This is a genomic window from Duganella callida (assembly GCF_004614165.1).
Classification (GTDB): Bacteria; Pseudomonadota; Gammaproteobacteria; order Burkholderiales; family Burkholderiaceae_D; genus Rugamonas; species Rugamonas callida.
Window position 1 is genome coordinate 14,458 of the sequence record NZ_SPVG01000028.1, and the last position, 18,856, is coordinate 33,313.

The 18,856-nt window shown below is 67.0% G+C and carries 14 protein-coding genes; 9 read left to right on the forward strand and 5 right to left on the reverse strand.

Annotated features, from left to right (window positions below):
• The first annotated feature begins 1 nt into the window (after nucleotide 1).
• The 4 genes from E4L98_RS03010 to E4L98_RS03025 all read left to right on the forward strand — a co-directional run bounded on the left by E4L98_RS03010 (nucleotide 2) and on the right by E4L98_RS03025 (nucleotide 5,990).
• Entirely contained in the window at nucleotides 2-3,169 is a 3,168-nt protein-coding gene (locus E4L98_RS03010; protein ID WP_229257214.1) for a S8 family serine peptidase, read from the forward strand.
• Between the two features lie 157 nt (nucleotides 3,170-3,326).
• Complete coding sequence (locus E4L98_RS03015; protein WP_135200091.1) at nucleotides 3,327-3,845, forward strand: YdcF family protein; 519 nt, start codon at nucleotides 3,327-3,329, stop codon at nucleotides 3,843-3,845.
• Nucleotides 3,846-3,859: 14 nt separating this feature from the next.
• Nucleotides 3,860-4,225: a hypothetical protein gene (locus E4L98_RS03020; RefSeq protein WP_135200092.1), complete on the forward strand. Its 366-nt coding sequence runs from the start codon at nucleotides 3,860-3,862 to the stop codon at nucleotides 4,223-4,225.
• A 16-nt stretch (nucleotides 4,226-4,241) separates the two neighbouring features.
• Nucleotides 4,242-5,990 carry a hypothetical protein gene (locus E4L98_RS03025; protein ID WP_135200093.1) on the forward strand — a complete coding sequence of 583 codons (1,749 nt, stop codon included), beginning with the start codon at nucleotides 4,242-4,244 and terminating at the stop codon, nucleotides 5,988-5,990.
• On the opposite strand, the gene E4L98_RS03030 is transcribed toward E4L98_RS03025, so the two are convergent.
• The 3 genes from E4L98_RS03030 to E4L98_RS03040 are packed head-to-tail and all read right to left on the reverse strand — an operon-like array spanning nucleotide 5,991 to nucleotide 8,639.
• Nucleotides 5,991-6,449, reverse strand: coding sequence for a hypothetical protein (locus tag E4L98_RS03030; RefSeq protein WP_135200094.1), 459 nt, complete (start codon nucleotides 6,447-6,449; stop codon nucleotides 5,991-5,993).
• A gap of 22 nt (nucleotides 6,450-6,471) precedes the next feature.
• Nucleotides 6,472-7,455, reverse strand: a complete 984-nt coding sequence (locus E4L98_RS03035; RefSeq protein ID WP_135200095.1) for a hypothetical protein — start codon at nucleotides 7,453-7,455, stop codon at nucleotides 6,472-6,474.
• A 41-nt stretch (nucleotides 7,456-7,496) separates the two neighbouring features.
• Entirely contained in the window at nucleotides 7,497-8,639 is a 1,143-nt protein-coding gene (locus E4L98_RS03040; RefSeq protein WP_135200096.1) for a TIGR04552 family protein, read from the reverse strand.
• A 231-nt stretch (nucleotides 8,640-8,870) separates the two neighbouring features.
• Here E4L98_RS03040 and E4L98_RS03045 point away from each other — a divergent pair, with 231 nt between their 5' ends.
• Nucleotides 8,871-10,325 carry a GntP family permease gene (locus E4L98_RS03045; RefSeq protein ID WP_135200097.1) on the forward strand — a complete coding sequence of 485 codons (1,455 nt, stop codon included), beginning with the start codon at nucleotides 8,871-8,873 and terminating at the stop codon, nucleotides 10,323-10,325.
• On the opposite strand, the gene E4L98_RS03050 is transcribed toward E4L98_RS03045, so the two are convergent.
• Nucleotides 10,267-11,067, reverse strand: a complete 801-nt coding sequence (locus E4L98_RS03050) for a DNA-formamidopyrimidine glycosylase family protein (protein WP_135200098.1) — start codon at nucleotides 11,065-11,067, stop codon at nucleotides 10,267-10,269. The two genes, E4L98_RS03045 and E4L98_RS03050, sit on opposite strands and share 59 nt — an antisense overlap.
• Before the next feature lie 167 nt (nucleotides 11,068-11,234).
• On the opposite strand from E4L98_RS03050, the gene E4L98_RS03055 reads away from it, so the two are divergent.
• Entirely contained in the window at nucleotides 11,235-12,695 is a 1,461-nt protein-coding gene (locus E4L98_RS03055; RefSeq protein ID WP_135200099.1) for an amidohydrolase family protein, read from the forward strand.
• 30 nt (nucleotides 12,696-12,725) lie between these two features.
• Complete coding sequence (locus tag E4L98_RS03060) at nucleotides 12,726-14,375, forward strand: M28 family metallopeptidase (protein ID WP_205746651.1); 1,650 nt, start codon at nucleotides 12,726-12,728, stop codon at nucleotides 14,373-14,375.
• Nucleotides 14,376-14,381: 6 nt separating this feature from the next.
• Here E4L98_RS03060 and E4L98_RS03065 read toward each other — a convergent pair whose 3' ends face one another.
• Nucleotides 14,382-16,319, reverse strand: coding sequence for an alpha/beta hydrolase family protein (locus tag E4L98_RS03065; protein ID WP_135200100.1), 1,938 nt, complete (start codon nucleotides 16,317-16,319; stop codon nucleotides 14,382-14,384).
• 121 nt (nucleotides 16,320-16,440) lie between these two features.
• Between E4L98_RS03065 and E4L98_RS03070 the strand changes: the two genes are divergently transcribed.
• Entirely contained in the window at nucleotides 16,441-16,890 is a 450-nt protein-coding gene (locus tag E4L98_RS03070; RefSeq protein ID WP_135200101.1) for a MarR family winged helix-turn-helix transcriptional regulator, read from the forward strand.
• 21 nt (nucleotides 16,891-16,911) lie between these two features.
• The coding region (locus E4L98_RS03075) for an FUSC family protein (RefSeq protein ID WP_229257215.1) at nucleotides 16,912-18,856 on the forward strand (1,945 nt) is incomplete at its 3' end.

Genomic DNA, 18,856 nt, shown 5'->3' on the forward strand with positions numbered 1-18,856 from the left:
GATGAATCTGAAACTGCGTCCTGTTACCACCGCTGTCCTGATGCTGCTGTCGACGCTGTCCGCCGGCGTGCACGCCGAGGAAGAGCGCCGTTCCTACATCGTGCAACTGGCCGACAAGCCGGTCGCCACCTACACCGGCCAGGTCGCCGGTCTGGCCGCCACCATGCCCGCGCCGGGCCAGCGCCTGAACGTCGATGCCGCCGACGTGCAGGCCTACATCACCTATCTGGAAGCCAAGCAGAACGACGTGATCAGCACCGTCGCCAATGCCGAGATCACCCACAAGTATGACGTGGTGTTCAATGGCTTCGCCGCACTGCTGACCGACGAGGAAGTGCGCGCGCTGAAGAAAAACGCCGGCGTGGCAGCCATCACCGCCGACTCCATCATGCAGCTGGATGACAGCTATGTGAACAGCTTCATCGGCCTGGACAAGGCCGGCGGCCTGTGGGAGCAGCTGGGCGGCAAGGGCGCGTCCGGCGAGGACATCATCATCGGCATCGTCGACGGCGGCATCTGGCCGGAAAACCCGAGCTATGCCGACCGCGTCGACGACAACGGCGTGCCCAGCCACAGCGGCAGCCACCTGGCCTACAACGCGCCGCCCGCCAGCTGGAAAGGCAGCTGCGACATCGGCGAAGGTTTTGGCGTCAACAACTGCAACAACAAGCTGATCGGCGCGCGCTACTACAAGCAGGCGTCGCAGACCCTGCACTGGACCGAGTTCAACTCGGCGCGCGATTCGGTGGCCGGCACCGAGGGCTCGGGCGGCCACGGCAGCCATACTTCGAGCACCGCCGGCGGCAATGGTGGCGTGCCGGTGATCACCGGCGGACTGAACCTGGGCAAGACCTCGGGCGTGGCGCCGCGCGCGCGCATCGCCGCCTACAAGGTGTGCTGGACCGACGGCGCCACCGCCAAGAACGGTTGCGCGACCGCCAACAGCGTGGCGGCGATCAACCAGGCGGTCAAGGATGGCGTCAACGTCATCAACTTCTCGATCGGCCCGAGCTCGGGCGGCGGCACCTTCAATGAAGCGACCGAGCAAGCGTTCTTCGGCGCGGCCGCGGCCGGCGTGTTCGTGGCGGCGTCGGCCGGCAACTCCGGTCCGACCTCGACCGCGCCGGCGCCGGTGGCCCACATCAGCCCTTGGCTGACCACGGTCGGCAACTCGACCCATGACCGCATCTACCTGGGCGATGCCGCGCTGGGCAACGGCGTCACCGTCAGCGGTGCGTCGAGCAACGCCAATACGCCGTCGGCGCCGCTGATCCTGGCGAAGGATGCGGGCCTGGCCGGTGTCGATCCCACCAGCCTCAACCTGAACCAGTGCTTCGGCCCGGCCGACACCATGTCGCCGCTGCTGGACCCGGCCAAGGTCAGCGGCAAGATCCTGGTCTGCGACCGCGGCAACAACGTGCTGGTCAACAAGAGCGCCAACGCCAAGACGGCCGGCGCGGTGGGCGTGATCATCGCCAACGTGGAAGGCGGCAATGCCACCATCCTGAACCAGGCGCACACCGTGTCGACGGTGCACATCACCAAGGAAAACGGCGCGATCGTCAAGAACTACATCGCCGCCGGGGCGGCCGGCGCCAGCGCCGGGCTGAACAATCTGCGCGCGGTGATCGACACCACGGTCAAGGCGCCGATCATGAACGGTTCGTCGTCGCGCGGCCCGAACGTGGCCAACGCCAACATCCTGAAACCGGACCTGACCGCACCGGGCACCGACATCCTGGCCGCCGTCACCGCCGATCTGACCCGCGCCCAGCACGACGCGGTGGCCAGCGGCGGCGTGGCGCCGGTGACCGACTGGGCGTTCTACACCGGCACCTCGATGGCCTCGCCGCACGTGGCCGGCGTGGCCGCGCTGCTGAAACAGCGTCATCCGGACTGGAGCCCGGCCGCCATCAAGTCGGCGCTGATGACCACCGCCTACGACACCTACACCGACGGCCTGACCAGCGGCGTGGCGTGGGACGCGACCGCCAAGAACACCGGCACGCTGCCGTGGGCGCAGGGCGCCGGCCACATCGCCCCGACCTCGGCCGCGGATCCGGGCCTGGTGTACGACATCGCGCCGGTCGATTACGCGCGCTTCCTGTGCGGCCAGGGCCTGATCTACAACGCCGCGCAGTGCAGCTCGTTCGGCGGCTCGCTGGCGGCGCAAAACCTGAATCTGGCCTCGCTGACCGCCGGCAACGTGCTGGGCTCGATGACCCTGACCCGTACCGTGACCAACGTCGGCGCCACCCGCGCGACCTACAACGCCACGACCTCGATCGCCGGCTACGACGTGGTGGTATCGCCCTCGCAGCTGGTGCTCGATCCGGGCGCCAAGGGCACGTTCACGGTCAAGGTCACGCGCACCAACGCGCCGGTCGATACCTGGACCTACGGCAAGCTGGTCTGGAGCGACGGCGTGCATACCGTGCGCAGCCCGCTGACCGTGCGCGGCAGCGCGCTGTCGGCGCTGGCCTCGGTGTACAGCGAGGCGGCCAGCGGCAGCAAGATCGTTACGGTGGGCACCGGCTTTGCCGGCGCGATGACCGTGGTCAAGGGCGGCCTGCTGCCGGCGACCAAGGAATCGCGCACCATCGTCCAGGCCAAGAGCCCATCGACCGCCACCGCGCAATGCCAGGCCGGTGCCGGCACCGGCATCAACATTCACAATGTGACGATCCCGGCCGGCACCCTGCTGGCGCGCTTCTCGCTGTATGACGACGAAGTGCAGGGCGCCAACAGCAACCTGAGCGACCTCGACATGGTGCTGCTGCGCGGCACCACCGTGGTGGCGTCCAGCGGCAACGATACGGCCAACGAATCGGTGCAGCTGGTGAATCCGGCGGCGGGCGACTACCGCGTGTGCGTGGTCGGCTACGCGCCGGCCGGCGGTTCGGCCACCTACGCGATGTCGAGCTGGCTGGTGAACTCGAGCTCGACCGGCGGCAACTTCAAGGTGCTGGCGCCGGGCGCGGCCACCGTGGGCGGCACCGCCAGCGTCGGCATGAGCTGGTCGGGTCTGGCGACCGGTCAGCGCTACCTGGGCGCGGTCAACTACCTGCTGAACGGCGTGCGTCAGGGCAGCACCACGGTGGAGGTGGACACCACCGATCCGCTGCCGCTGTTCCAGAACTCGCGCAGCAAGGAGCTGCTGGCCTACTAAGCACGGGCTGGACAGCAAGCAACAACCCCGCGGGCAGTCTGCCGCGGGGTTTTTTTACGGCCGTTGTGGGCGAGCGACAGGATCAAGTACGCCGCTTATTATTGAATTGCTATTTTTTGCGACAGGTGCACAATAGTCGAACCGTACGGGGAGCGTGATGGCGATTTATCTGATCATCTTTGGCGCGGCGGTGCGTGCTGACGGCAGCGCCAGCCCCAGCCTCGCACGGCGCGTCGACGGCGCCTGGCGCTACGCGCTGGCGCAGCCCGGCGCGGTGCGGTTCCTGGCGACCGGCGGCGTCGGCCGTCACGGCCCGGCGGAAGCGCTGGTGATGCGCGACCTGCTGCTGGCCAGGGGCTGCGACGAGCAGCTGATTTTGCTGGAAACCCAGGCCGGCGACACGCTGGAGTCGGTCGTGCGCTGCGAGCGCATCCTGGCCGGCTTGACGGATATCGAGCTGGTGGCGGTGTGCACCAGCGGTTATCACCAGTATCGCTGCGCGTTATTGTTGCGCCTGCTCGGATACCGGGTGGCCTTGCCGGCGATGCCGGCCGACCGGCCATTTCTGGGCGGCTTTACCTGGGGCCGCTACGTCGCCAAGGAGTGTCTTGCCCTGCCTTACGATGTGCTGCTGTTACTGCTGTTCAAACTGGGGCGCGGCTTGCGGCGCCGATAACTAGAGGGGATCTCATGAACAAGCCTGCCATCTTCGGTGCGGCCGTGTTGCTGGTTGCCGTGCTGCTTGTGTATTTCATGCCGCCCAGCGGCGGCGCCGCGCCGGATACACAGGCGTCGAAGATGTATCAGCTGGTCGACATGGCCGAGCGCATGTGTCTGTCCAATACCCGGGACAAGCAGGCGGCCGACCTGTCGTTGACGCTGTCGGCGGCCAGGTCGGGCATCAAGGGCGCCACCTCGATCGAGAAGCTGCGCGCGGCGGAACGCGGCGCGGCGGCGCGTTTCACCGCGGCGCTGGCGCAAGTCGAGAATGCCGACATCCGCGCATGCATGGAACCCTGGGGCGCGAAGATCCGCGACCTGGCCGGCACGATGTAATCCACGGGAGGCCACGATGAACGCACCTCGACCGGCACGGCCGCGGCCGCTGCGCCGCTGCGCCGCGCTGCTGTGCTGCGGCTGCCATGCGATGGCGCTGTCGGCGCCGCCGGCGCCCGCGCAGAGCGCCAGCGAGCGCCGCAATGCCGAACTGCACACCAATCTGGCGCTGCTGTCCACCATGATCGATAAGGCGTCGGCGGTCTGCCTGAACAATGAAACCAGCAAGGGCGTGGCGCAGTTGCAGGCCAGCTTCAAGTCGATCGCCAGCACGCTGTCCGGCAAGCTGACGGTCGAACGCACCAACCAGGTGTTGCGCGGCGCGCGCGAGGGGCTGCCGCAGCAGGTGGCACTGATCGAAAACGACAAGATCCGCAATTGCATGAAGCCGCTGGTGCAAAACCTGTTCGACATGGTGATCAACGCGGCGGCGCCCGAAAGCGCGACGCCGGCATGGCCGGAGCCGATAGACTTCCGCTTCAACTTCAAGCGCACGGTGAGTACCGATCCCAGGCTGTACTCGGAAAACGTGCGCCTGGACCTGACCGCGCGCGAGCGGCCCTTGTCGCGTCGTATCACCATGCAGGACGCGCAAGGCCTGGCGTACTACCAGTACGATCTGCTGTATCCGCGCGCGGGCGAAATCTTCCGCGGCACCATCATTGCCGAACGTCTGGGCAATTCGCGGCTGTCGCTCACCGCGCCCGCGATCACCGAAATCTGCTTCCGGCAGCCAGTCAAATTGCCCAAGCTGGGACAGATCACGTATGACATCTTCGATTGCGTGGAGGGCAAGCTGTGCAAGCCGTCCGCCCAATCCACGGCCTGGCTGGCCGCCTGCGAGCCCAAGCCGGCGGTGTCGGCGGCCAACTGGCTGGACCTGCTCGTCGGCCGCGCCTGGGCGCAGCCGGCGCCGGCCACCGCGCCGGACCGCCCCGGCGCGCCGTTCTGGCATGTGCCTTCGCTGCAGACCTTAACGAAGAGTAATCCCGAGGGCGTGGGCTACACCGTGTTCAGCATCGAGACCGACGCCTTCCGCGATCAGAACGTGCAGGCGCTCGAAGTTGATGTGCGGGTCAACGGTATCCCGGTGCTGGAGGATGGCCTGCCGCCGCGGCTGCGGCCGGTGCCAGTCGAGGCAGAAGGCAACTACCGCTACAACTTCGCGCTGCAGTCGCTGAACTTCCAGGGCCTCAGGCACGGTTGCGACCGGATCGACATCACCTTGACGCCGAGCAATGGCCGCGCCAAGCCGCTGCACGCGACGCTGGCCTATGTGGCGCTGCGCGATGTGGCGCCGCGCACCCAAAAAATCCGCGACAAGCAGCTGACCTGGAGTGCCAGCTACATCGTGCCGCAGAAAGAATGGCGTCACTATGCGGTGGTGCATTCCTACTCGTTCAGCGCCAGCGACGAGGCGGACAAGCAGCGCGCGATCGCCGCCGCCAGCCGCGACAAGCAGTTGATCGACGGTCTGCAGCTGCGCTACAAGGGGCAGAAGCTGGTCGGCGTGATCCGGCCGCCGCGCACCATCAACCAGGCCGGCAAGGCCGCGTTTGGCATGAGCATCGGCCGCGAGCAGGAGGACGGCCAGGTGCGCTTCACGTTCACCAAGGCGGAAGCCAAAAGCATGGCGCAATTCGTCGTGAGCCAGCGCGCCACGCATGCGCCGCTGAACGCCGTGATCGCCAGCCAGCCGTTCTACTTCAATGCCGACGGCGGCTCGCGCACGGCGGCCGGCATGTGCGAGGATCACCAGCTCTGACTATTGCAGATTGGGGCCGCCCGGGTTGGCCGGGTTGCGCGCGTTGAGCACGCAGACGCCGGCGCGGCAGGTGGCGCCGGGGTCGCTGACCACCGAGCAGGTCGACATCATGTGCTGGCGCTTGTCGTCGGCGCGGCGGGCGGCCGAGTGCAGTTCGACCAGCGATTTCAGCTTGGCGCCATCGTTGTTCTTGCTCGACCAGGCCAGGTAGTTTTCCGGCCCGCCGCAGGCCTTGGCGCCGATGCCGATGGTGTGGCACTGGCTGCTGTTGTCGCAGCTCTGGTCGGCGTTGGCTTGCTTGATCTGCTGCCACAGCGCGCCGGCGTTGCCGGCCGGGTCGGTCGCGGTGGCGGGGGCGGTGTCGGTCGGTGCCGGCGGCGATTGTTGCGCGCCGGCGCAGGCGGTCAGCAGCAACAGGCTGGCCGCGGCCAGACGCAGGGTGTGGGGCAGGTGTCTCATGGCGTACTCCTTTCGAACACGGCTATGGTTGATCGGGTTCGCGCATTCTGGCCTTGCGCGCCTGGCCGTCCGGGCCGAACAGGACGACGAATTCAGCGGGCGCCGGCTGGCCATGCGCCGCGGGATAATTGTAGCGCCAGACCTGGTAGCCGCTGTCGAAGGCGATCACCTGGGCCGGTCCCAGCCTGGCGCGCATCTGCGCCGTGCTGGCGTAGTCGGGCGCCAGCGCGGTGCCGCCCGGCGCCGCCATGTCCTCAAAGGATAACAGGGTATCGTCGGACCAGCCGCGGTCCCACACCGGCGCATAGTAGCTGCGGTCCAGCAGCACCTGACAATCGCAATAGGGCAATGTGGCCGGCGTCTGCGTGCCGCCCGCGTACAGCGCGCTGAACGGCAGGGTGGCGCCGCGGGCGCCGTCGCGCAGGGTCACCGCAAACACGGGATGGTCGGCAAAGAACAGGTAATTGCCGTCGGGCGCGTTGCACACGCGTTCGGGGCTGGTGAACAGCTCGCCCAGCCAGGCGAACATCTGCGCATTGTTCGACAGCAGGCCCGCCTCCACGCCGACCATGCATTCCAGCCGCAGGTCGCCCAGCCGGCGCATGCCGTCCGGCACGCCGGGACTGCGCACCTGCGCGCGCCAGGTCAGGGTGCTGGTCTTGCGGCTGGCGATCAAGGCCGCGTCCTCCTTCAGCGCCTGGGCGTTGCGTTCCAGCGTGAAGCTGTGGTCGGCCGCCACCGTCACCGGCAGCGACACGGTATCGCCGGCTACGCGCAGGGCGATGCCATCGAGCTCGGTGGTGGGCAGGCGCGGCAGCAGCTGGAAGCGCAGGCTGGCTTGCGGCGCCAGCGCATGCCGACGTTCGAACAGGTCCATGCCGGCCACCATCTTGCGGTAGGATTTGTCGACCGGATCGCGGGTGGTGCTGACCGTCACGCTGGGCGCGTTTTGCGCGCCGGCATGGCAGACGGCCGCCAGCAATGCCAGGCTGAGCAGAGTTTTCATGCAGCCATGGTAGCGTGCCGCCGGCGCCGGCGGCGCACCGCTCAACCTTGCTGCTGCACCCAGCGCAGCAGCTCGCGGCCGAACACGCGGGTGCGCGCGGTGTCGACCTGGCGCTGCTTGTACGCCGCGTGGCTGGCCGGGCCGTTCAAACTGCGCTCGTAGCTGGCCTGGTCCATCAGCTGGATTTCGTATTCGAAGAAAAAGCCGACGTCGTAATCCTGTTCCGGCAGCGCGTCCAGCTGCTGCACGTGGATCATCTTGCGCGCCGTGACCTGCACGCTGTTGAAGCCGGCGCCGCTGTGCGGGTTGTCGCAGCGCGTCTGCGGCTGGGACAGGGCATCCAGTTCGGCGTCCATGTTGCGCAGCAGATCCAGCGGATAGTCCTTGCTGTGCTCGAGCTGGGCGCGGTATTTGCAGAACACCTGCTTGGCGGCGTCGATGTCGAGCAGGGTGTTGCGGGTGCGGCCGGCATCGATGTTGGTCACCGACAGCAGGTGCGCGCGCTGCAGCGTGCGCAGCGCCAGCAGGCATTCGCAGCGGGTGGCGAACACCAGTCGCACGCCGAGGTAATCGAAGATGTCGGCCGCCAGGTAGGCCGCCTTCTGCAGCAGCTTGAGCAGGATGCTGGCGCGGCCCTTGTTGTCCTTGCGGTCGTAGTGCAGCAGCGGCAGGCAGATGCTGCCGTCGGTGAGGTAATACTGGTCGCCATCGCATTTGATCACTTCCTCCAGCGCGGCGAACACCTGGGTGCGGATGGCGTGGAAGTGGCGCAGCTTGAGGTTGTTGTCGATGTAAAAGATGCCGTGCATGACCTTCAGCACCGCGCACGACCACATGCGCCGCAGATCGACGTGCTGGCCGCGCAGCGAGGCGTACACCAGCAGTTGCAGCGGGTCGTCGGCGCGGCCGACCTCGGGCGGGATCAGGTCGGCGCGGCCGGGCGGCAGAAAGGTGGTGGCGATGAAGTCCACCGCCTCGCGGTGCGCCCGGCGGATCAGCCCGGGCGTGGCGGACTGGTCGAGGTCGAAACCGTACTCGCGCACGAACTGGCGCGCATCGTCCAGCGTGCGCAGCGCCAGCCCGTCGAGGTCGATGGCCGACACGCCATTGGCAATCGCGTTCAGATAGCTCCAGTTCAGCGAGAGCTTGTCGCCACACTGCAGCGTAGCATGCAGGCCACCCATGCCGTCTCCTTGAATCTTGTTATAAGAAGTTGTCTGCTAGAACTATGATAACGCGTTTCGGGCGGATGTCCGCATGCTGGCGCGATCGCACCCGGCGCATATGGCCATGTTGGTGCGGTGCTACAACGGCGCGCTAGTCGCCGGCAGCCATCCGGCTGCCCCTTAAGCGGGCTGCGCGGCGTTGCCGGAAGTTCTACAATGCAGGCACGATAACTACGCTGCGGAGACCGCATGACCTTTCTGATCGTCCTGGCCGCGCTGGCCTTTCTGATGCTGGCCGCGTATCGCGGTTACAGCGTGATCCTGTTTGCGCCGGTGGCCGCGCTGGGCGCGGTGCTGCTGACCGATCCCGGCGCGGTGGCGCCGGTGTTTAGCGGCATCTTCATGGATAAGCTGGTCGGCTTCGTCAAGCTGTACTTTCCGGTGTTCCTGCTGGGCGCCGTGTTCGGCAAGCTGATCGAACTGTCCGGCTTTTCCGAGGCGATCGTGGTGGCGGCCATCAAATACATCGGCCGCGCGCGCGCCAACGCCGTGATCGTGCTGGTGTGCGCGCTGCTGACCTACGGCGGCGTGTCGCTGTTCGTGGTGGTGTTCGCGGTGTACCCGTTCGCGGCCGAGTTGTACAGGCAGAGCAACATCCCCAAGCGGCTGATGCCGGGCGCGATCGCGCTGGGGGCGTTCTCCTTCACCATGGACACCCTGCCGGGCACGCCGCAGATCCAGAACATCATCCCGACCACCTTCTTCAAGACCACCGGCTGGGCGGCGCCGTGGCTGGGCGTGGTCGGTTCCATCGTCACGCTGGCCGCCGGCCTGACGTTCCTGGAATGGCGCCGCCGCAGCGCGATGGCGAAGGGGGAAGGTTACAGCGGCGCCGCCGTCGCTGCCACTGGCGCTGACGGTGGCGCTGCCGCGCCGGCATCCGCAAGCGACGCATCCGGCCAGCTTGGCGCAGCGCGCGCCGGCCTGCCGCATCCGCTGCTGTCGCTGGCGCCGCTGGTGCTGGTGGGCGTCGCCAACTTCGTGCTGACCAAACTGATTCCCGGCTGGTACGGCGACAGCTACGCGCTGACGGCCGACGCGCTGCCCGGGCTGCACGCGCCGGTGACCCTGCCGATCAAACCGGTGGTGGGCATCTGGGCGGTGGAAGGCGCGCTGTTGCTGGGCATCCTGCTGACCGTGGTCACCGCCTTTCCGCGCATCCGCGCCAGCTTCGCCGACGGCACCAGGGCGGCGGTCGGCGGCGCGCTGCTGGCGGCCATGAACACCGCGTCCGAATACGGCTTCGGCGGCGTGATCGCCGCGCTGCCCGGCTTCCTGTCGGTGAGCGAGGCGCTGCGCAGCGTACCCAATCCGCTGGTCAACGCGACCGTGTCGGTGACCGCGCTGGCCGGCATCACCGGCTCCGCCTCGGGCGGCATGAGCATCGCGCTGGCGGCCATGTCGGACCAGTTCATCAAGGCCGCCGACGCCGCCCACATTCCGCTGGAAGTGATGCACCGCGTGGTGGCCATGGCCAGCGGCGGCATGGACACGCTGCCGCACAACGGCGCCGTCATCACACTGCTGGCGGTCACCGGCCTGACGCACCGCGAATCCTACCGCGACATCTTCGGCGTGACCGTGATCAAGACGGCGGCGGTGTTCGTGGTGATCGCGATTTACTATCTGACCGGGCTGGTTTAAGCGCGGCCGGATACTGGATCTGGCACTGCGGGCAGAAAAAGCTGCGGCGCCGGGTCTTGCCCAGATGGCCCTTGTGGAACGGGATGTGGCAGCGCGGGCAGATGGTTTTGGTGTGCGCCTGCCAGTGCTGCTTGAGCACGAACGCCTTCTTCCAGCGCAGGAAATCGAAGGCATAGTTGCGCATCTCCGCCACGAGCGCGCGCTGTTTGGCGGCCGGCAGCGCGCCCACCGTCGACAGCGGATGGACGCGGATGCGGAACAGCACCTCGTTCTTGAAGATGTTGCCGGCGCCGGAAAAGATGGTCTGATCGAGCGCCGCGTCGCACACCAGCAGGTCCGGCTGCGCGCGCAGCTGCTTCAGCACCCACTTCGGATCCCACTGATCCGACATCACATCCACGCGCCAGTCGTACTGGCGCTCCAGATCGGCCGCCACCTGCTTGACCGAGCAGGCGTAGAAATTCAGTTCCTCGCCATCGGTGAAGCCCAGGCTCAGACGTGGCGCCGACTCCTTGCGCTGATTGATGCGGTAACTGCCGAACATCATCAGATGGATGCGCAGCGCGCGGTCCTCGAGCTGGATCAGAAAGTGTTTGCCCCAGCTGCGCAGCGCCACCACGCGCTGGCCGGCCAGCGCCGCGAAATCGACAGCCTTGCTGTTGCCGCTGGCGTGCTCGATGACGCGGCCGACCAAGCCCTCGGCCTCCTCGCGCAAGATCACAATCGACGGTCCTTCCGGCATGACGGTCTCCCAAGACAGGCTGCCAGTGTGCGCCCAGCCGCCGTCCCCATCCGTACGCTGCCCCACCCAAATCCGGGGTCAGTTCTGCCAATCGCACACGGGCTCATGTACCAATGGCAGAATTGACCCCGGATTGTGGTATGTTGCGTCTCTACGGGAGGGGAGCTATGCGCTTACACATCATGGGGGCCATGTTGTTCTGCAGCTGTGCGCTGGCGCAGACGCCCTTGCCTTCCCCGGAGGTGGCCAAGTTCATCCAGTTTAATCAGCCGCTGATCGCGCTGACCCACGTGCGCGTGATCGACGGCACCGGCGCACCGGCGCAGGAGGACCGCACGCTGCTGCTGCGCGACGGCCGCATCGCCGCCATCACCGGCCCGGAGCGCGCGCCGCCGCCGGGCGCCCAGGTGATCGATCTGACCGGCCGCAGCGTGATTCCCGGCCTGGTCGGGATGCACAATCACCTGATGTACACCCATTCGATCAACCGCGACGACGAGGGCAAGACGCCGCCGCCCGGGGTGTTCGTCACCGAGATCGCCTTCAGCGCGCCGCGGCTGTACCTGGCGGCCGGCGTCACCACCATGCGCACCACCGGCAGCGTCGAGCCTTATACCGACGTGAATATCCGCCGCCAGATCGATGAGTTCAGGATTCCCGGCCCGCACCTGGATGTCACCGGTCCGTACCTGGATGGCCGCGACAGCTTTTTCCCGCAGATGGCGGTGATGACCGAGACGGATCATGTGCGCAAGACGGTGGACTTCTGGGCCGGCGAGGGTGCGACCTCGTTCAAGGCGTACATGAAGATCTCGCGGACAGTGCTGGCGGCGGCGGTCGATCAGGCGCACAAGCATGGCATGAAGGTCACCGGCCATCTGTGCGCGGTCGATTACCGCCAGGCCGCGGCGCTGGGCATCGACAACCTCGAGCACGGTCCGGTGTTCACCGACACCGAATTCGTCGCCGACCGCCGTGCCGACGAGTGTCCGGCCGGCGGCGCGCTGGCGGCGTCGTGGGAGCGGCGCGAGATCGCCAGCCCGGAAGTGCAGGCGCTGATCGCCGAGCTGGTGGCGCGCAAGGTCGCCATCACGTCGACGCTGCCGGTGTTCGAATCCTTCGTGCCGACGCGTCCCTTGCTGTCGCGCCGCCAGATGGCGCTGATGGCGCCGGAATCGCTGCGCAGCCATCTGGAGGCGCGCTCGCTGGCGGCCACCGCGTCCGGCTACGCCGCGCGCCAGGAAGCGCTGCTGAAAAAGGAGATGGCGTTCGAACTGGCCTTCGTGCGTGCCGGCGGGCTGCTGCTGGCCGGCCCCGACCCGACCGGCAACGGCGGCGTGCTGCCCGGTTTCGGCGACCAGCGCGAGGTGCAGCTGCTGGTGGAAGCCGGCTTCACGCCGCTGGAGGCGATCCGCATCGCCACCCTCAACGGCGCGCAGTTCATGGGCCGCGCCGACAGCATCGGTTCGATCGCGGTCGGCAAGCACGCCGACCTGGTGGTGTTGAAGGGCGATCCGAGCCGGCGCATCGCCGATATCGAAAACGTGGAAATTGTGTTCAAGGACGGCTATGGCTATGATCCTGTTCGCCTGAACGCATCCGTCCGCGGCATGGTCGGCATACGCTGACCGTTTTTTATGTAACCTAGGGAGAGTAGCTTGAAACACACCGTGCTTGTAATGTCCTTGCTGGCCGCGTTCGCGGCCCATGCGGCCGATGCGCCGCAGTTCGATGCCAAACGCCTGTCGAACGATGTCAAGGTGCTGGCGTCCGACGAATTTGAAGGCCGCGGCCCGAATACCGCCGGCGAGACCAAGACCGTCAACTACATCATCGAACAGTTCAAGGCCGCCGGCCTGCAGCCGGGCGGCGATCTGGTCAAGGGCCAGCGCGCCTGGACCCAGGACGTGCCCCTGGGCCGCTTCGAAATCAAGGGGCCGGTCAAGCTGACGCTCAATGACGGCAAGACCACGCAGGAACTGAAGCAGGGCGACGATCTGGCGGTGCGCGCCGCCATGAATGGCTCCAAGCTGGTCGACTTCAAGAACGCGCCGCTGGTGTTCGTCGGCTACGGCGTCACCGCGCCGGAGCGCAAGTGGGACGACTTCAAGGGCCAGGACCTGAAGGGCAAGCTGGCGGTGGTGCTGATCAACGATCCCGACTTCGAGACCGGCAGCGGCGACTTCGGCGGCAAGGCCATGACCTATTATGGCCGCTGGACCTACAAGTACGAAGAGATGGCGCGCCGCGGTGCGCTGGGCACCATCATCGTGCACGAAACCGCGCCGGCCTCCTACGGCTGGAATACGGTGAAGAATTCCAACACCAACGTCATGTACGACATCGTGCGCAAGAAGCCTTCCGAGGCGCACGCGCCGATGGAATCGTGGATACAGCGCGACCTGGCGGCGGATCTGTTCAAGCGCGCCGGCCTGGATTTCGAGGCGCTGAAGAAGCAGGCGCAGACGCGCGAGTTCAAGCCGGTGACGCTGAAGGGCATCACGCTGTCGGCCAACTACGTGGTGGATGCGCAGGTGATCACCTCGAAGAACGTGGTGGCGCGCCTGGCCGGCAAGACCGCGCCGAATGAGACCGTGATCTACAGCGGTCACTGGGACCACCTGGGCGTCGGCCTGCCGGATGCCAAGGGCGACAAGATCTACAACGGCGCGGTCGACAATGCCACGGGCATCGCCGCGCTGCTGGAACTGGCGCGCGCCTACGGCAAGGCACCGGCGCCGGCGCGCAGCGTGGTGTTCCTGGCGGTGACCGCCGAAGAAAAAGGCTTGCTCGGTTCCGAGTACTATGCCTCCAATCCGGTATACCCGCTGGCCACCACGGTCGGCGTGATCAACATGGACGCCCTCAGCCCGGACGGCGTCACCAAGAACTTCTCCATCTCCGGCAACGCCAAGCTGGATCTGCTGGACCAGCTGACGGCCAAGGCCAAGCAGTGGAACATGGCGTATTCGCCGGATCCGAAGCCGGAAGCCGGTCACTTCTTCCGCTCCGACCACTTCCCGTTCGCCAAGAAGGGCGTGCCGGCCATCTCGTTCGAATCGGGCGATGAGCTGGTACAGGGCGGCCTGGCGGCCGGCCAGAAGATCAAGGATGACTACGTGGTGAAGAACTACCACCAGCCGTCCGACGAGTGGAGCGCCAGCTGGACCTTCGCCGGCATGTCGCACGACCTGGGCCTGCTGTACGCGCTGGGCCGCGACCTGGCCGATTCGAAGCAGTGGCCCAACTGGGCCAAGGACGCGGAGTTCCGCGCCACCCGCGACGCCAGCGCCGCGCAGCGCAAGTAAGCCCGGCTATCGGCCCGCGGTTCGCGGGCCGATATGACGGGCCAGGAAGGCCTCGATGTGGCGCCACAGATCGATGCGGTTGCCCTGGGTCTTCCAGTCTTCCACGCTGGGCGTGTATTCCAGCCATTCGACCTCGGCATGGGCTGCCGTCAGGGCCGCGTGAAACTTGCGGCCCTCGCTGAACGGCACGCGCTTGTCCTCCTTGCCGTAGGCCAGCAGCACCGGCCGTTTGATGCGTGCCGCCTGGTGCAGCGGCGATACCTCCTTCAGCCAGTCGGCATCGGTGCGCGGATCGCCTACCGTGGCGCGCAGCTGCGGCAAGGCGCGGGTGTCGGCCACGTCTTCCCAATCATTGAGGTACATGGACGCGATATCGGTGATCCCCGACCAGCTGATGCCGCATTTGAACACCGCCGCGTCGCGTATCAACCCCATCATGGCGGCATAGCCGCCGTAGCCGCCGCCGGCGATGCAGACGCGCGCCGGATCGGCGTGGCCTTGCGCCACCGCCCATTTGACCGCGTCGGCGATGTCGTCCTGAATGGCGCTGCCCCACTGGCGCGCGCCCGCTTCCTCGTGGGCGCGGCCGAAGCCGGCGATGCCGCGCGGTTGCGGCTGAATCACGAGATAGCCGCGCGATGCCAGGAACTGCACTTCCGCATCCCATTCCCAGTGGGCGCTGCGCGACCACTGGGGATCGCCGATCAGCACCACCGCGGGCGCCGGCTGGCCGGCGGGGATTTTGGGGAAGGTGATGTAGGCCGGGATCTGCAGGCCGTCGCGGGCCGGATAGCGCACCATGGCCATGGCGGCCATCTGCGCGGACGGCAGATCGTCCCGGGCGGGGCCCAGCCGCAGCAGTTTTTTGCTGTCGCGGTGATACAGCAGGTAGATGTGGTCCTGGGTGTCGCGGAGGCTGTCGACCAGCACATACGGCGTCTGGTTGTGGGCGCCGACGCTGATGGTATTGATTGTGTCCGGCAGCCGGGCATCCACCTCGGCCTGGATCGCTTTCACGGCAGGGTCGAACCATACCGTGTTCTCGCTGTCGGTGTTGATGCGGTAGCCCAGCAGCTTGCTGTCGTCGACGATGAAGTAGCCGTCCGCGTCGAAGCCGGGGACCGTGATCAGCGGTTCCGCCTCCAGCGCATTTTGCTGCAGGTCGTAGCGGTATACCGCGGCCTGGTCCTTGCCGTTGCGCGAACTCACATACAGCTTACCGCCCGCATACAGCAACGGCTTGAAGGGTTGCGGCGCCGGCAGCTCGCGCCAGGCGTCGCCGTCCTTGTACCACACCGCCTCTTTTCCTTCGTGACGCGACATGGCCACGCGCACCGTGCCCTCGGCGTCGAACAGCCAGTGGTACGTTTGGCGCGGCACGCGAAGATAGCTGACCCTGCCCTTGTGCGTGTCGAGCAGCGCCAGATCCTGGCCTTGGTCTTGTTGCACGATCACCGCCATGGCATCGGCTTTCCGGTAAGGGAAGCCGTGAACGGAGGGCGCGGCCAGGTAGGCGCGGTTGTTGAAGTCACTGTCGGCAAAGGACCGCTGGCGCTTGAACAGCGGCGACAGCGGCGCGAAGTCCTTGCCGTCGCGATCGACCGCGTACAGGCCCGGCGCACCGACATCGCCTTCGTGATCGACGTTGATGACGGAGTACACCAGGCGCATGTCGCTCTGCCAGTAAAACAGGCTGACGTCGGCGTTATTGAAGTTGGCCACCACCTTTTGCTCATGCGTGTCGGTATCGACGATGTTCAGCAACGTGCGTCCGCGCGGCGACAGCATGCGCAAGGCCACGTGGTGGCCGTCGGGGGAAATGGCGGCGCCGCTGGTGGCCGGCTTCTGGAAGAAGCGTTCCGCCGGGATGTCCGCGCCGTGGGCCGCACGGGCCAGAAGGATTGCGCCGGCCAGCAGTGCTGCAAATTTGATAATTAATTTCATTTGGCAACGATATCGCAGGCTGAATGATTTGGCAACATTCTCCGTTTTAAGCCGGCACTCAGCAAAGATCTGCGTTCGATGCTAATATTTAGGATCCTAAGTATATTTGAAGCCGATCGAGATGAGCAGCTACGACAAAACCCTGATGACACTGACCCATACGCTGATCCACGTGGCGCGTGCCTACAAGTCGGCGGCCGACGCGCTGACGGCCGATTTCGAGCTGTCGCACGCCAGCGCCTGGCCGGTGCTGATGATGTCGCGTCTGGGCGACGGCGTGCGGCCCGGCCAGGTGGCCGATGCGGTGGGCATCGAGCCGCCTTCGCTGGTGCGCATCATCGATCAGCTGGTGGCGGCGGGCCTGGTGCTGCGCCAGGACGATCCCAGCGACCGCCGCGCCAAGACGCTGACGCTGACCGCCGCCGGCAAGCGCATTGCCGACAAGCTGGAAAAGGCGCTGGCGCCATTCCGTCGCGATCTGTTCCAGGACATGCCGCAGGCCGACGTCGAAGCCTGCGTGCGCGTGCTGGTCAGGCTGGACCAGGTGCTGGCCGAGCGCGGCGCGGATTGAGGCCGGAGCGCCATCGTGAAGATGCCCACACCCGGCGCCATGCTGTTTTCGGCCAAGTGCTTCGCCGCGTCCATGCTGGCGCTGTACGTGTCGCTGGCCGCCGGCCTGCCACGTCCGTTCTGGGCGATGATGACCGCGTATATCGTCGCCAGTCCGTTTTCCGGCGCGGTGCGTTCCAAGGCGCTGTTCCGCGTCTGCGGCACGCTGATCGGCAGTACCGCCACCATCCTGATGGTGCCGCGCATGGCCAACGCCCCCGAGCTGCTGTCGTTGGCGCTGGCCTGCTGGGTGGGATTGTGCCTGTATATCTCGCTGCTGGACCGCACGCCGCGTTCGTACATCTTCATGCTGGCCGGGTACACGGCGGGCCTGATCGGCTTCCCGGCGGTCAGCGATCCGGGTTCGATTTTCGACACCGGCCTGGCGCGCGTGGAGGAAATCACCATCGGCATCCTGTCGGCCACCGTGGTGCATTCGCTGGTGTTCCCGCAAGGCGTGGGACCGGTGCTGCTGGGCCGTCTGGACCGCGCCATCGCCGACGCCCAGCGCTGGGCCGCCGATACGCTGACGCCGACGCGCGACCGGGGGCAGGCCGCGCATACGCGACTGGCGCTGGCCGGCGAGATCAGCGAACTGCGGGTGATGTCCACCCATCTGCCGTTCGACACCTCGCAGCTGCGCTGGACCGCCGGCATGGTGCACGGCCTGCACGACCGCCTGACGGTCATGGTGCCGCTGCTGCTGGCGGTGGAAGACCGCCTGAACGCGCTGCGCGAAGTCGATCCCGCCAGCCTGGCGCCATGGCGCGGTGTGCTGGACGAGATCGCCGCCTGGGTGCAGGCCGGCCGCGACGCCGACCCGGCGCGCGCCGCGCAGCTGCGTGCGCAACTGGCGCAACTGCGTCCCGAACTGAAGGCCGATGCCAGCTGGAGCGAGATCCTGCGCGTGAATCTGGTGCAGCGCCTCGACACGCTGGTGGAAACCTGCGAGGACGGCCTGGAGCTGCGCGGGAATGTCGGTGCCGTGCTGGCCGGCGGCGCGCCGGGGCAGACGCCATACAGGCCGCACGTGACGCCGACGGTGCTGCACCGCGACCACGGCATGGCCTTGCGTTCCGCGCTGGCGGCGGCGGTGACGATATTGATCTGCTGCGCGTTCTGGATCGCCACCGCCTGGCCCTCCGGCGCCGCCGCGCCGATGATGGCCGGCGTGTTGTGCTGCTTCTTCGCCACCCAGGACAACCCGGTGCCGTTCATCAAATCGTTCACCAAGTGGACCATCATTTCGATGCCGGTGGCGGCGGCCTATATCCTGCTGGTGCTGCCGGCGGTGCACAGCTATGAAATGCTGGTCCTGACGATCGCGCCGGTGTTTCTGATCGCCGGCGCCTTCATGCCCAATCCCGCCACCGGCGGCAGCGCTCTGGCCTTCATCATCGGCGTGGCGGGATCGCTGTCGTTGCAGGACACCGGGACGCTGGACATCCCCAGCTTCCTGAACAGCATGCTGGCGCAGCTGTTCGGCTACCTGGCGGCGGCGGTGATGACTGGCCTGATCCGCACGGTCGGCAGCGACTGGATGGCACAGCGCATGCTGCGCCGCGCGCGCCGCGAGGTGGCGCAGATGGCACAGTCGGCGCAATCGGCGCAGGGATCGGCCAGGGTCTCGCTGCCGCACTTCGCGGCGCGCATGGTCGACCGCATCGGCCTGATGATGCCGCGCCTGGCCGTGGTCCACCCGACGCCGGAGGCGCGGGCAAAGGAAATCGACGGTCTGCGCGAACTGCGGGTGGGCATCCACATCGCCCAGCTGTGCGAACTGCAGCCGGCGCTGGAACGCGCTGGCGTGACGCTGCGGCCGCTGATGCGCAAGCTGGAGGACTATTTCGGCGGCGGCGCCCACGGCCAGGCGCCGGCGGAGCTGCTGGCCCGCCTGGACGGGACGCTGCGCGGCGTCTGCGCGGCGT